The sequence below is a fragment of the Pseudomonas sp. TE3644 genome (genome assembly GCF_056278815.1).
The window spans coordinates 6,025,121-6,037,816 of sequence record NZ_JBWBQF010000001.1; the positions used below are offsets into that span (position 1 = coordinate 6,025,121).

The 12,696-nt window shown below is 62.9% G+C and carries 12 protein-coding genes and 1 pseudogene; 3 read left to right on the plus strand and 10 right to left on the minus strand.

Annotated features, from left to right (window positions below; all coding sequences use genetic code 11):
- Positions 1 to 26: 26 nt before the first annotated feature.
- The 7 genes from ACZ9GA_RS26655 to hutC form a co-directional block, all read right to left on the minus strand.
- Complete coding sequence (locus tag ACZ9GA_RS26655; RefSeq protein ID WP_027979857.1) at positions 27 to 818, minus strand: ABC transporter ATP-binding protein; 792 nt, start codon at positions 816 to 818, stop codon at positions 27 to 29.
- Between the two features lie 17 nt (positions 819 to 835).
- Positions 836 to 1,573, minus strand: coding sequence for an ABC transporter permease (locus ACZ9GA_RS26660; RefSeq protein WP_457359553.1), 738 nt, complete (start codon positions 1,571 to 1,573; stop codon positions 836 to 838).
- Positions 1,574 to 1,586: 13 nt separating this feature from the next.
- Positions 1,587 to 2,309, minus strand: a complete 723-nt coding sequence (locus ACZ9GA_RS26665) for an ABC transporter permease (protein WP_027979859.1) — start codon at positions 2,307 to 2,309, stop codon at positions 1,587 to 1,589.
- 64 nt (positions 2,310 to 2,373) lie between these two features.
- The gene (locus ACZ9GA_RS26670; protein ID WP_457359551.1) at positions 2,374 to 3,231 is read right to left on the minus strand and encodes a transporter substrate-binding domain-containing protein; all 858 of its coding nucleotides are present in this window, start codon (positions 3,229 to 3,231) and stop codon (positions 2,374 to 2,376) included.
- A 287-nt stretch (positions 3,232 to 3,518) separates the two neighbouring features.
- Entirely contained in the window at positions 3,519 to 5,198 is a 1,680-nt protein-coding gene (hutU, locus tag ACZ9GA_RS26675) for a urocanate hydratase (protein WP_457359549.1), read from the minus strand.
- 376 nt (positions 5,199 to 5,574) lie between these two features.
- Positions 5,575 to 6,141, minus strand: a complete 567-nt coding sequence (locus ACZ9GA_RS26680) for a HutD/Ves family protein (RefSeq protein ID WP_457359547.1) — start codon at positions 6,139 to 6,141, stop codon at positions 5,575 to 5,577.
- The gene (gene hutC / locus ACZ9GA_RS26685; protein ID WP_457363644.1) at positions 6,138 to 6,848 is read right to left on the minus strand and encodes a histidine utilization repressor; all 711 of its coding nucleotides are present in this window, start codon (positions 6,846 to 6,848) and stop codon (positions 6,138 to 6,140) included. Before hutC ends, ACZ9GA_RS26680 begins: the two co-directional genes overlap by 4 nt.
- A 155-nt stretch (positions 6,849 to 7,003) precedes the next feature.
- Between hutC and ACZ9GA_RS26690 the strand changes: the two genes are divergently transcribed.
- Positions 7,004 to 8,368 carry a formimidoylglutamate deiminase gene (locus ACZ9GA_RS26690; RefSeq protein WP_457359545.1) on the plus strand — a complete coding sequence of 455 codons (1,365 nt, stop codon included), beginning with the start codon at positions 7,004 to 7,006 and terminating at the stop codon, positions 8,366 to 8,368.
- Positions 8,369 to 8,470: 102 nt separating this feature from the next.
- On the opposite strand, the gene ACZ9GA_RS26695 is transcribed toward ACZ9GA_RS26690, so the two are convergent.
- Positions 8,471 to 9,049, minus strand: coding sequence for a lipocalin family protein (locus ACZ9GA_RS26695; RefSeq protein ID WP_457359543.1), 579 nt, complete (start codon positions 9,047 to 9,049; stop codon positions 8,471 to 8,473).
- Positions 9,046 to 9,300 (minus strand): outer membrane protein assembly factor BamE domain-containing protein, encoded by a 255-nt coding sequence (gene bamE / locus ACZ9GA_RS26700; protein WP_457359541.1) that lies wholly within the window; start codon positions 9,298 to 9,300, stop codon positions 9,046 to 9,048. Before bamE ends, ACZ9GA_RS26695 begins: the two co-directional genes overlap by 4 nt.
- A gap of 321 nt (positions 9,301 to 9,621) precedes the next feature.
- Between bamE and ACZ9GA_RS26705 the strand changes: the two are divergent.
- Together ACZ9GA_RS26705 and ACZ9GA_RS26710 are read left to right on the plus strand one after the other, a co-directional pair.
- Positions 9,622 to 10,581, plus strand: a pseudogene (locus ACZ9GA_RS26705) (HAMP domain-containing protein); the annotation flags it as partial.
- A gap of 90 nt (positions 10,582 to 10,671) precedes the next feature.
- Complete coding sequence (locus tag ACZ9GA_RS26710; protein ID WP_457363643.1) at positions 10,672 to 11,436, plus strand: methyl-accepting chemotaxis protein; 765 nt, start codon at positions 10,672 to 10,674, stop codon at positions 11,434 to 11,436.
- Between the two features lie 136 nt (positions 11,437 to 11,572).
- On the opposite strand, the gene ACZ9GA_RS26715 is transcribed toward ACZ9GA_RS26710, so the two are convergent.
- Positions 11,573 to 12,583, minus strand: coding sequence for a class 1 fructose-bisphosphatase (locus ACZ9GA_RS26715; protein ID WP_457359540.1), 1,011 nt, complete (start codon positions 12,581 to 12,583; stop codon positions 11,573 to 11,575).
- Between the last annotated feature and the right edge of the window lie 113 nt (positions 12,584 to 12,696).

The following is a 12,696-nucleotide window of genomic DNA, read 5'->3' on the forward strand; positions in this document are numbered from 1 at the left end:
CAACGACCCTCAAAAAATGGTGGCGATTACTCGGCGTTACGCTGCTGATGGCTGGACACGAACTGGCGGAAACGCTCGGTCGGCAAGCCTTCAAACAACTCGGCGGGGGTGCCCTGGCAGTCGATCTGGCCGCCCTGCATGAACACCACGCGGTTGGACACATGGCGGGCGAAGCCCATTTCGTGGGTAACCACCAACATGGTGCGGCCCTCTTCAGCCAGCGAGCGCATCACCCGCAGCACCTCGCCCACCAGCTCCGGGTCGAGCGCCGAGGTGGGTTCGTCGAACAGCATCACCTGGGGATTCATGGCCAGGGCGCGGGCGATGGCCACGCGCTGCTGCTGGCCGCCGGACAGGTGCGCCGGGTAGTAATCGCGGCGCTCGTACAGGCCCACCTTGTGCAGCAGTTGCTCGGCCTCTTCCACGCATTCGGCGCGCGAGCGCTTGAGCACGCGCATCGGGCCTTCGATGACGTTCTGCAGCACGGTCATGTGTGACCACAGGTTAAAGCTCTGGAACACCATGCCCAGCTTGCTGCGCATGGCTTCCACCTGGCGGCGGTTGCCCGGCAGCAGGCGGCCGTCGCGGTGGCGCTTCATCTCGATGGCCTCGCCGTCCAGCACGATGCTGCCCTCGTCCGGGGTTTCCAGCAGGTTGATGCAGCGCAGGAAGGTACTTTTGCCCGAGCCGCTCGCGCCCAGAATCGAGATCACGTCACCCTTGTGTGCGTCCAGCGAAATGCCCTTGAGCACCTGGGTTGCACCGAAGGCCTTGTGAATATTGGCGACCGACAGGGCGGTCTGGAATTGAGTACTCATGACAAGCTCCGCTGCAATCAGGAATGGGTAGAGGCTTCAGGCGCAGGCGCCGCCGGCAGGCCCTGGGGCCGCTCGCGCAGGTGCGGCGACAGGCGATGCTCGATCCAGGCCACGGCCCGTACCACCAGGAAATTGAGGATCAGGTAGATCAGCGCCGCGCAGATGAACACTTCCATGGTGCGGTAGGTGCGCTGGATGATCTGCTGGGCCACGCCGGTCACGTCCCACACGGTGACCAGGCTGGCCAGGGCGGTGGACTTGACCAGCAGGATGGCCTCGGTGGAATAGGCCGGCAGCGCCTGGCGCAGGGTGACCGGGCCGATCACCCGGTACAGCAGGGTCCAGCGGTTCATGCCCACGGCCTGGCCGGCTTCGATCTGGCCAGGGGGCACGCTTTGCAGGCCTCCACGGATGATCTCGGCGGTATAGCCGGCGGTGCACATGGCCAGCGACACCACGGCGCAGCCGTAGGGCGACTTCAGCACCACCCACAGGAAACTGTCGCGAATGGCCGGGAACTGGCCCAGGCCGTAGTAAATCAGGAACATCTGGATCAGCAGCGGCGTGCCGCGGAACAGCATGATGTAGAAGCGCGCCGGGTAGCTCAGGAACCACCAGCGGCTGACGCGCATGGACACCACGCCCAGCGACAGGATCAGGCCCAGCAGCAGCGACGAGAAAAACAGCGTCAGCGTGGTGGGCAGCGCGCCCAGCAGCTTGAGCATGGTGTCGGCGAGAAAGGCAAAGTCGATCATCACAATTACCCTCTCAGGACTGGGCCGGGTTGCGGCGCTGGGTGCGCTGCACGCGGTTTTCGGCAATGTTGAACAGGCGCCCGGACAGGCCGGTGAGGATCAGGTAGCACACCCCGCCGACGATGTAGAACGTGAAGTACTGGCGGGTGGAACCGGCCGCCACCTGGCTGGCGCGCATCAGTTCGACCAGGCCGATCACCGAGATCAGCGCCGAGTCCTTGAGGCTCATTTGCCAGACGTTGCCCAGGCCTGGCAGCGCGTAGCGCCAGATTTGCGGGATCAGCACGCGGCGGATGCGCATGCCGCGGGTCATGCCGATGGCCAGCGCCGCTTCCAGCTCGCCCTTGGCCACGGCGATGAACGCACCGCGGTACACCTCGGCCTGGTAGGACGCGGAGATCAGGCCCACGGCGATGGCGCCCACCAGAAACGGCGGCACGTCGACGTAGCCTTGGCCACCGAACCAATGATTGATGGCCGACACCACGCTGGCGCCGCCGAAGTAAAACAGGTAGATCACCAGCAGTTCAGGAATCCCTCTGAACAGGATCGAGTAGGCATCGCCCAGGTAGCGCACGCTGCGCTGGCGCGAGAGTTTCGCCGCCGCCACCAGGCTGCCCACCAGGGCGCCGATCAGCAACGCCGCCAGGGTCAACAGCAGGGTCATGGCCGCTGCCTTGAGCAGCGCCATGCCCCAACCGGTGTCACCGAAGCTGAGCATCTGCAAGAGATTCATGAGGTTTTTCCCACCACTTCAATCGTTGAACATCCGGCGCCCGCAGGCGCCGGCCCTGCAGCGCTTACGACTTGGGCGTAAGGTCGAGCTTGAACCACTTCTCGCTGAGCGTTTTCACCGTGCCGTCGGCCAGGGCTTCTTTCAGCGCGGCGTCGAACTTGGCTTTCAGATCGGCATCCGCCTGGCGAAAGCCCAGGCCTTCGCCGTCGCCCCAGATAGGGCCGCCGATTTGCGGGCCGGTGTAGGCCAGGTTCTTGTTGCCGTCCTTGGCCTTGAGCGAATCGAGGAAGGTCACGTCATCGAACGCCACGTCGATGCGGCCGGCCTGCAGGTCGAGGATGGTGTCGGCCGAGGCGTTGTATTCGCGGATGGTGGCGACGTCCTTGAAGTGGTCGTCGATGAACGCGGTGTAGATGGTCCCCGAGGCGATGCCGATGGTCTTGCCCTTGAGGGCCTTGCGCAGGCCTTCGATGGCGTCGCCGATCTGCTTCTCGTCGGTGCCCAGGGTGATCTCGTTAGCCGGCCCGGTCTTGCCTGGCAGCACATTGGCGTCCAGGGCGATGAAACTGGCGGGGGTGCGCGCGTAGGGAATGGAGAAGGCCATGACCTTTTTGCGGTCTTCAGTGATGACCACGGCGTCCATCAGCACATCGAATTTGCCGGCGTTGAGGCTGGCGATCATGCCGTCCCAGTTCTGCACCGAGATGTTGCACGTAAGCTTCATGCGCTGGCAGAGGATGTCCATCAGCTCGGGCTCGAAGCCGCTGATCTTGCCGCCAGGCAGGGTCACGTTCCAGGGCTCGTAGGAGCCTTCGGTCGCGATGTTGACCGAGGTCCATTCCTTGGCCTGCGCCAGCGGCAGGGCCACCAGCAGTACTGCGCCGAGGGCCAATGAACCCAACAAACTGAATTTCTGCGCCATCGTTAACCTTCCTGCAACGTTGAATGAGAGAAAGTGTTACTCGCCCGCACCAGGCAATTATCTATGCTTGTACATACAAGCAAATTGGAAGCCAATTCTGTCGTCCTGTGCCCGCTGGAGACCTCCAGTGTGCAATCCGGCCAGCGCAGCCTGACGGCAGCGGCTACATGCCAGGCGACCCCTGTAGCCGCTGCCGAAGGCTGCGCTGGCCCTGTGCCTCGCTGGACATCTCCGGGGTTCACACAGGCCAGCGCAGTCTGGCGGCAGCGGCTACAGGTAATGGGTGATCAGCCTTTGATCATCGGCAGGTTCAGGCCCTGCTCCTTGGCGCAGTCGATGGCAATCTGGTAGCCGGCGTCGGCATGGCGCATCACGCCGGTGGCCGGGTCGTTGTGCAGTACGCGGGCGATACGCTCGGCAGCTTCATCGGTACCGTCGCAGACGATGACCATGCCCGAGTGCTGGCTGAAGCCCATGCCCACGCCACCACCGTGGTGCAGCGAGACCCAGGTGGCGCCGCTGGCGGTGTTCAACAGGGCGTTCAACAGCGGCCAGTCGGACACGGCGTCGCTGCCGTCCTGCATGGCTTCGGTTTCACGGTTGGGGCTGGACACAGAACCCGAGTCCAGATGGTCGCGGCCGATCACCACCGGCGCCGACAGCTCACCACGACGGACCATTTCGTTGAACGCCAGGCCCAACTTGGCGCGCTGGCCCAGGCCAACCCAGCAGATACGCGCCGGCAAGCCCTGGAAGCTGATGCGCTCGCGGGCCATGTCCAGCCAGTTGTGCAGGTGGGCGTCGTCCGGGATCAGTTCCTTGACCTTGGCGTCGGTCTTGTAGATGTCCTCGGCGTCACCCGACAGCGCTGCCCAGCGGAACGGGCCGATGCCGCGGCAGAACAGCGGACGGATGTAAGCCGGTACGAAACCGGGGAAATCAAAGGCGTTGGCCACGCCCTCTTCCTTGGCCATCTGGCGGATGTTGTTGCCGTAGTCGAAAGTCGGCACGCCCTGCTTCTGGAAGTCGAGCATGGCTTGCACGTGCACGGCCATGGACTGCTTGGCGGCCTTCACCACGGCAGCCGGCTCGGTCTGGGCGCGGTCGCGGTACTGCTCCCAGGTCCAGCCAGCGGGCAGGTAGCCGTTGAGCGGGTCGTGGGCGCTGGTCTGGTCGGTGACCATGTCGGGGCGCACGCCACGCTTCACCAGTTCCGGCAGGATCTCGGCGGCGTTGCCCAGCAGGGCGATGGAGATGGCCTTGCCTTCGGCGGTGTACTTGGCGATACGCGCCAGGGCGTCGTCCAGGTCGGTGGCCTGCTCGTCGACATAACGGCTGGCCAGGCGGAAGTCGATGCGGCTCTGCTGGCATTCGATGTTCAGCGAGCTGGCGCCGGCCAGGGTCGCGGCCAGTGGCTGCGCGCCGCCCATGCCGCCCAGGCCTGCGGTGAGTACCCACTTGCCTTGCAGGCTGCCGTTGTAGTGCTGGCGGCCGGCTTCGACGAAGGTTTCATAGGTGCCCTGGACGATGCCCTGGCTGCCGATGTAGATCCAGCTGCCGGCGGTCATCTGGCCGTACATGGCCAGGCCCTTGGCGTCCAGTTCGTTGAAGTGTTCCCAGTTGGCCCAGTGCGGCACCAGGTTGGAGTTGGCGATCAACACGCGCGGCGCATTGCTGTGGGTCTTGAACACGCCCACCGGCTTGCCCGACTGCACCAGCAGAGTTTCGTCGTCATCGAGGTTGGTCAGGCTCTCGACGATCTTGTCGTAGCACTCCCAGTTGCGCGCCGCGCGGCCGATGCCGCCGTATACCACCAATTCCTTGGGGTTCTCCGCCACTTGCGGGTCGAGGTTGTTCATCAGCATGCGCAGAGGCGCTTCGGTCAGCCAGCTTTTGGCGGTCAGCTTGGTACCGCGTGCGGCACGGATTTCGACATCGCGGAATTTGTTTTGGGCATTGTCAGTCACGTACGGGACTCCTCAGCATGTGAGTGCACTGATCCGTGCACGTATTTACTTGTATGTACAAGCATATGCAATTGAGTTGCCAAGTTTTTGAGCGTAATTTTTTTGAGGGGTGTTGGGAGGGTGGAAAGCAGGTGGCTGGCGGGTTGCGAGGGGGTGAAAAAAATTTTTTTATCGGTTTGGAAAGGGGGGATTAGGTCGTTACCGATAAGGCGTTTTGCTCCGGCATGGGGCAATCAGTAACATTTTGGTGCGCGAGAAATTCCCAGCTGTACCCCTGTGGGACCGGGCGAAGCTCGGGAAGGCCACACCGCGCAGCTACAGTTAAACTGCGGTGCATGCTTCCCGAGCTTCGCCCGGTCCCACAGGGTGTACTGCGTCAGATCGGGGAAATTTCGATCAGGCAGCAGTGCCCATCAATGTTCAGCTCGGTCAGGCCATCGGTCTCGATCTGCAGGCAGTCGTAAAGCCCCAGAATCTGCGCGGCCGTATCCGCCTTCACCGTCAACGCATCCACCACACTGAATACCAGCACGGTCTGCGCCGCACTGAACAGCCGTTGCGGCGTGTCCAGCCATTGCAGCCGCGCACGGTAACGCGCCGGCGAATAGATCAGGTTGAAATCACGAATGGCGCCACCCACCAGGGTGCAGGCGGTGGTGCTGTCACCCTTGAAGGCAAAGGCATCGAATGGCTGCAGTTCACGGCTATCGGTGCCGTCGACGCTCAACACCATGCCAGGCCCCTGCAACACGGTAATGATGCGCTGATACCCGGCAAAACTGGAAAACCCGCCCGACTGGCCAATGTCGGCAATCGACAGGCGCCAGCCAAAGCTGTCCAGGCTGTCGCCACCGTCACGGGTGATTTCCTCGGTGCTGCCGCCGCCGTTCTTCCACGGCATGCGCGGGTAACCCGAGGCGCGCAGGTGCTTGATGCTGTTCATTTGCTGAACCTTCCTTCCAGGCGATGACGGGAGCCGGGGTGGATCAGGCGCGCGGCCGTCACCGGCGTGCGGCCGGACCAGGTGCGGCGGCGGATCAGCAGGCAAGGCTCGCCCGGCTCGATCTGCAACAGCTGGCACTCCGACGGATCGGCCAGGATGGCCTCCACCACATGCTCACCCTCGGTCAGCGGTGCGACCCTGGACAGGTAAGCGTAGGGCGTTTCCTGGGTAAAGTCCTGTTTGAGGTAGTCCGGCGCCACCACGGCGTTCACGTAGCGATCTTCGATCTGCACGGCGATGTCGTTCTCGAAGTGCACGATCAGCGAGTGGAACACCTTCTGCCCTTCGCGCATGTCCAGCGCCAGGGCGCGCTCGGAACCGGCGGCCTCCTCGGCCAGCATGACCACCTGGCAGCGATGACGATGGCCGCGCGAGGCGATCTCGTCAGCGATGTTGTGCACTTCGAACAGCGCCGACTGGCTCTTGGGTTCGGCAACGAAGGTGCCTACGCCCTGCATGCGCACCAGCAGGCCTTCGGCGGTCAGCTCGCGCAGGGCGCGGTTGATGGTCATGCGGCTGAAACCCAACTGGCTGACCAGCTCGCTTTCCGACGGCACGCGGTGGTGCGGCGGCCAGGTGCCGTTCTGGATCTGCAGGGCGATCATCTGTTTGACACGGGCATAAAGCGGTGCCGGACTTTCGCCCATCTGGGCAACCAGCGGTGAAACTGCGGGCGGAGTCGACACGGGAAATCCTTCTGGTAAGCCAATTCGAAACGATAGATGGATAGCTTGCCGCAGTTTACCGAGCAGGCAAACGTCTGTATATGTATATACAAATAAACCTGATGAGGTAAGTGTCGATGTCCGCCTTCTTTGCCGAACGCGCGTTGTTGCCAACCGGATGGGCTGAACATGTACGTATCGAGGTGGGCGCCGACGGCCTTATCTCCCAGCTCCAGGCCAACGCCAGTGCCGAGAACGCCACCCCTCTGAAGGGCCCGCTGCTGCCGGGCATGCCCAACCTGCACTCTCACGCCTTCCAGCGCGCCATGGCGGGCCTGGCGGAAGTGGCCGGCAACCCCAACGACAGCTTCTGGACCTGGCGCGACCTGATGTACCGCCTGGTTGGCAAGATCAGCCCTGAACAGCTGGAAGTCATCGCCCGCCAGCTGTACATCGAGATGCTCAAGGCCGGCTACACCTCGGTGGCCGAATTCCATTACGTACACCACGATCAGCAAGGCAAGGCTTATGCCGACCCGGCCGAACTGTCGCGGCGCATCAGCCAGGCGGCGGCAGCCAGTGGCATGGGGCTAACCCTGCTGCCAGTGCTGTACAGCCATTCCGGTTTTGGCGGTCAGGCGCCCAACGACGGCCAGCGTCGGTTTATCAACAGCACCGACGGCTATCTGAGCCTACAGCAGCAATTGGCGCCGATCCTCGCCGAACAACCGGCCCAGCGCCTGGGCCTGTGCTTCCACTCCCTGCGCGCGGTGACGCCCGAGCAGATCAACCAAGTACTGGCCGCCAGCGATCCAACCGCCCCTATCCACATCCACATCGCCGAGCAGATGAAAGAGGTCAACGATTGCCTGGCCTGGAGCGGCAAACGCCCGCTGCAATGGCTCTACGACAACGTCGATGTGGACCAACGCTGGTGCCTGGTGCACGCCACCCATGCCGATGCCGACGAAGTGCGGCGCATGGCCCACAGCCGCGCCGTGGCCGGCTTGTGTCTGACCACCGAGGCCAACCTGGGTGATGGCATCTTCCCGGCCGTGGACTTCCTGGCCCAGGGTGGGCGCATGGGCATCGGTTCTGACAGCCATGTGTCGTTGAGCGTGGTGGAGGAGCTGCGCTGGCTGGAATATGGCCAGCGCCTGCGCGACCAGCGGCGTAACCGGCTGTATGGCGCCGAGCAGCCGATGGTTGGCCGCACCCTGTACGACGCAGCCCTGCAAGGCGGGGCCCAGGCGTTGGGGCAGGCCATTGGTGAATTGCGCGTGGGCAATCGGGCGGACTGGCTGGTGCTGGATGGCAGTGACCCTTACCTGGCCACTGCCAGCGGCGATGGCATTCTCAACCGCTGGCTGTTTGCCGGTGGGGATCGTCAGGTGCGGGATGTGTGGGTCAATGGCAAGCAGGTGGTGAGGGAGGGGCGGCATGCGCTGGAAGGCGAAAGTGCCGCGGCCTTCACCCAGGTGCTGCGCGAACTCCTCAACTGACCTGTAGCCGCTGCCGCCAGGCTGCGCTGGCCCTGTGCCCCACTGAAAATATCCAGTGTATAAAAGGGCCAGCGCAGCCTGGCGCCAGCGGCTACATGGGAGCTACTTGCCGATCTCTGAATCCTTCGCGCGCCAGATCAGCTTGGTGGTGTCATACCCTTGCTGCTGCGCCTTGGCCAGCATCTCTTCGCGCACTTCCTTTGGCACAGTCGGCGTGCGCGACAGCAGCCACAGATACTTGCGGTCCGGGTTGCCGACGATCGCCTGCTTGTAATCATCGCTTACGTACAGGACCCAGTAATCGCCCTTGGCCACGCCCGGCAGGATCTTCGAGAACCAGTTGTCGAACACCACCCACAATTTGTCGGTTTTGCCCGGCACCTGCGGCGAGGCGGTGCCGGTGGCTTCTTCCCACTCGCCCTTTTCGGTGCGGCAGCGGTTGAGCACGGCGATGTTGCCATCAGGCTTGAGGCGGTAGTGGGCCTCGGACTGGGCACAGTTGCGCTGGAAGAACATCGGCAACCGCGCCAGCTCGTACCAGGTGCCCTGGTAGCGCTTGAGGTCCACGTGATCGACGGTGCGCGGTGCAAACCCATCGTCGCCCTTGTTGGCGCAGCCAGCCAGCAGTGCCCCGGCGGCCAACCCGCCGAGCAACATGGCCACCATCTTCAAACGGCTCATTTCAGACCCTGCCCTGAATACATCACTACGTTTTCACCCGCGTACTGCACGCTGATGAAGCTGTTCTTGTCACCCCAGGTGCAGCTGGAAACGCCCAGTGCACCGGAACAATCGGTGGGGCTGCCCAGCAGTTTCTCGACCTCGTGTTTGCTCATGCCCGCTTTGATCTGTGAATAGTTTTCCTGGTTGATCTTGTTGCATGCGGCCAACAGCACGCAGAACGACAACAGGGCAATGGAACGCAACGACATGAAAGGTCACTCCTGGACAGTAAGGCCGGCTTGGCTGCCAGCTGTAGCTTAGAAGAGAAAACCGCCATCTGGTTCCCGGCCCCCGGCGGCATTTATGCCAGCCCTGCCTGCCCGTCGGTCAACTCACCAAACCGTACATTAATCTTCCTTAAAAAAGTGCCGACATCAGATAGCGCTATCTGCGTGCTTCTGGCAGATTGCCACCCCCGTTTGATCAGCCCTCCTTGCGTACAGATCACGTCAATGACAAAAAACCTGAAATTCAGCCACAAGATCCTGATCGCAGCAGCACTCATCGTCGCCCTGGCGTTCGCCTGCTTCATGCTGTTCAACGACTATCGCCAGCGGGCCACCCTGCACGACAGCACCGATGCGTCGATGCAGCAGCTGGGCACCCTGACCACCAGCAACATCCAGACGTGGCTGGAAAGCCGCATCCAGTTGCTGCAGTCCCTGGGCCAGCAAGTGGCGGTGGATGGCGACTCGGCCCCCAGCCTTGCGCGCAGCGTGGGCCTGCCGGCGTATTCGAGCAATTTCCAGCTGACCTACTTCGGTGGCCAGAATGGCGTGATGTTCTCGGTACCGGCCGGCAACCGCCCGCCTGACTACGATCCGCGCCAGCGTGGCTGGTTCAAGGCTGCCAATGCCGCCCAGCAGACCATCGTTACCGAGCCCTACATTGCCGCCTCGTCGGGCAAGCTGGTGATCACCATCGCCACCCCGGTGCGCCACGATAACCAGTTTATCGGCGTGGCCGGCGCGGACATCGACCTGACCAGCGTCAGCGCCATCATCAACTCGCTGAACTTCGGCGGCCATGGCCAGGCGTTCATCGTCACCGGTGCCGGCAAGATCCTGATCCACCCGGACACCAAGCTGGTGCTCAAGACCCTGGCCGACGCTTATCCACAGGGCGCGCCGCAGGTAACACCAGGCATGAAAGAGGTGGAGCTCAACGGCAAGGAGCAGTTCGTTTCCTTCACCCGCATCAACGGCGTGCCGTCGTCGGACTGGTACGTGGCCTTGGTGCTGGACAAGGACGCGGCCTACTCGATGCTGGGCCAGTTCCGCACCTCGGCGCTGGTGGCCACAGTGATCTCGGTGGTGATCATCATCGCCCTGCTGGGCCTGCTGATTCGCGTGCTGATGGAACCGCTGCACGTGATGGGCCGCGCCATGCATGACATCGCCGAAGGCGAAGGCGACCTGACCAAGCGCCTGACCATTCACGCCCAGGACGAATTCGGCACCTTGGGCAACTCGTTCAACCGCTTTGTGGAGCGCATTCACGAGTCGATCCGCGAAGTGTCCTCGGCCACCGGCCGCGTCAACGAAGTGGCCTTGCAGGTGGTCAGCGCCTCCAATGCCTCGATGCTCAACTCTGACCAGCAGGCCAACCGCACCAGCAGCGTGGCCGCCGCCATCAACGAGCTGGGCGCTGCCGCCCAGGAAATCGCCCAGAACGCCGCCCTCGCCTCGCAGCACTCCAGCGACGCGCGCAGCCTGGCCGAAGACGGCCAGCAGGTGGTGAACAAGACCATCCAGGTGATGGGCCAGCTGTCGGCGAAAATCAGCGACTCGTGCGGCAATATCGAGACCCTGAACGCCAACACGGTGAACATCGGCCAGATTCTGGAAGTGATCACCAGCATTTCCCAGCAAACCAACCTGCTGGCGCTCAACGCCGCCATCGAGGCGGCCCGCGCCGGTGACGCTGGCCGTGGTTTTGCCGTGGTGGCAGATGAAGTGCGCAACCTGGCGCACCGCACCCAGGACTCGGCGCAGCAAGTGCAGAAGATCATCGAGGAACTGCAGGTAGGTGCCCGCGAAGCGGTGGGCACCATGACCGAAAGCCAGAACCAGAGCGAGCAGAGCGTAAGCATCGCCAACCAGGCCGGCGAGCGCCTGGGCAGCGTGACCCAGCGCATCGGCGAGATCGACGGCATGAACCAGTCGGTGGCCACGGCTACCGAGGAACAGACGGCGGTGGTCGAGGCGATCAACATGGACATCAGCGAGATCAACACGCTGAACCAGGAAGGGGTGGAGAACCTGCAGTCGACGTTGCGTGCGTGCAGTGATCTGGAGCAGCAGGTGACGCGGTTGAAGCATTTGGTGGGCAGTTTCCGCATCTAAAAAAAAGCCCCCAGTGATGGGGGCTTTTTTTGCATCAAACTTGTAGCCGCTGCCGCCAGGCTGCGCTGGCCGGTGTGAACCCTGAAAATATTTAGTGAGGCACAGGGCCAGCGCAGCCTTCGGCAGCGGCTACAGGTTATTGCTTGTGGTACGCAGTCACGCGCTCCACTTCCTGCTTGGAACCCAGGAACACCGCCACGCGCTGGTGCAGGCCTTCAGGCTGGATGTCCAGGATGCGCTGGTGACCGTCAGTGGAAGCGCCACCAGCCTGTTCCACCAGGAACGACATCGGGTTGGCTTCGTACATCAGGCGCAGTTTGCCTGGCTTCTCCGGCTCGCGATCATCGCGCGGGTACATGAACAGGCCGCCACGGGTCAGGATGCGGTGCACGTCGGCCACCATGGAGGCGATCCAGCGCATGTTGTAGTTCTTCTTCAACGGGCCTTCTTCACCAGCAGTCAGCTCGCTGACGTAACGCTTCACCGGGGCTTCCCAGTGGCGCTGGTTGGACATGTTGATGGCGAACTCGGCGGTGGTTTCCGGGATGCTGATGTTTTCGTGGGTCAACACGAAGCTGCCCATCTCGCGGTCCAGGGTGAAGCCCTTGACGCCGTTGCCCAGGGTCAGGATCAGCATGGTCTGCGGGCCGTAGATGGCGTAGCCGGCGGCGACCTGCTCAGTACCCTTCTGCAGGAAAGCCTGCTCGTTGAGGCTGTCGTTCTGGGTCAGGTACTCGGTTGGGCAGCGCAGTACCGAAAAGATGGTGCCGACCGATACGTTGACGTCGATGTTCGACGAGCCGTCCAGCGGGTCGAATACCAGCAGGTAGGCGCCTTTGGGGTACTGGCCCGGGATCTGGTAGGCATTGTCCATTTCTTCGGACGCCATGCCGGCCAGGTGACCGCCCCATTCGTTGGACTCAAGCAGGATGTCGTTGGACAGTACGTCCAGCTTCTTCTGCACTTCGCCCTGCACGTTTTCGGTGCCCATGCTGCCCAGCACGCCGCCCAGGGCGCCTTTGGACACAGCGTGGCTGATCTCTTTGCATGCGCGCGCCACCACCTCGATAAGGAAGCGCAGATCGGCAGGGGTCTTGTTGCTGCGGGTCTGCTCGATCAAATAGCGACTCAGGGTAACGCGGGACATGGACGGCTCCGGAGAATGGGGGTGGTAAAAACCCGCGCAGTTTACAGGCTCATTGACGACCTAGCGAGCGATAGGGGCGCGGTTCCAGCCCTTCAGACAGGGCTGTAACGTTA

What these genes read in the sequence shown, in the direction of transcription:
- ACZ9GA_RS26655 (WP_027979857.1), bottom strand. Translation starts at nt 818, where the DNA reads ATGAGTACTCAATTCCAGACCGCCCTGTCGGTCGCCAATATTCACAAG.
- ACZ9GA_RS26660 (WP_457359553.1), bottom strand. Translation starts at nt 1,573, where the DNA reads ATGATCGACTTTGCCTTTCTCGCCGACACCATGCTCAAGCTGCTGGGC.
- ACZ9GA_RS26665 (WP_027979859.1), bottom strand. Translation starts at nt 2,309, where the DNA reads ATGAATCTCTTGCAGATGCTCAGCTTCGGTGACACCGGTTGGGGCATG.
- ACZ9GA_RS26670 (WP_457359551.1), bottom strand. Translation starts at nt 3,231, where the DNA reads ATGGCGCAGAAATTCAGTTTGTTGGGTTCATTGGCCCTCGGCGCAGTA.
- ACZ9GA_RS26680 (WP_457359547.1), bottom strand. Translation starts at nt 6,141, where the DNA reads ATGAACAGCATCAAGCACCTGCGCGCCTCGGGTTACCCGCGCATGCCG.
- hutC (WP_457363644.1), bottom strand. Translation starts at nt 6,848, where the DNA reads ATGGGCGAAAGTCCGGCACCGCTTTATGCCCGTGTCAAACAGATGATC.
- ACZ9GA_RS26690 (WP_457359545.1), top strand. Translation starts at nt 7,004, where the DNA reads ATGTCCGCCTTCTTTGCCGAACGCGCGTTGTTGCCAACCGGATGGGCT.
- ACZ9GA_RS26695 (WP_457359543.1), bottom strand. Translation starts at nt 9,049, where the DNA reads ATGAGCCGTTTGAAGATGGTGGCCATGTTGCTCGGCGGGTTGGCCGCC.
- bamE (WP_457359541.1), bottom strand. Translation starts at nt 9,300, where the DNA reads ATGTCGTTGCGTTCCATTGCCCTGTTGTCGTTCTGCGTGCTGTTGGCC.
- ACZ9GA_RS26710 (WP_457363643.1), top strand. Translation starts at nt 10,672, where the DNA reads ATGCTCAACTCTGACCAGCAGGCCAACCGCACCAGCAGCGTGGCCGCC.
- ACZ9GA_RS26715 (WP_457359540.1), bottom strand. Translation starts at nt 12,583, where the DNA reads ATGTCCCGCGTTACCCTGAGTCGCTATTTGATCGAGCAGACCCGCAGC.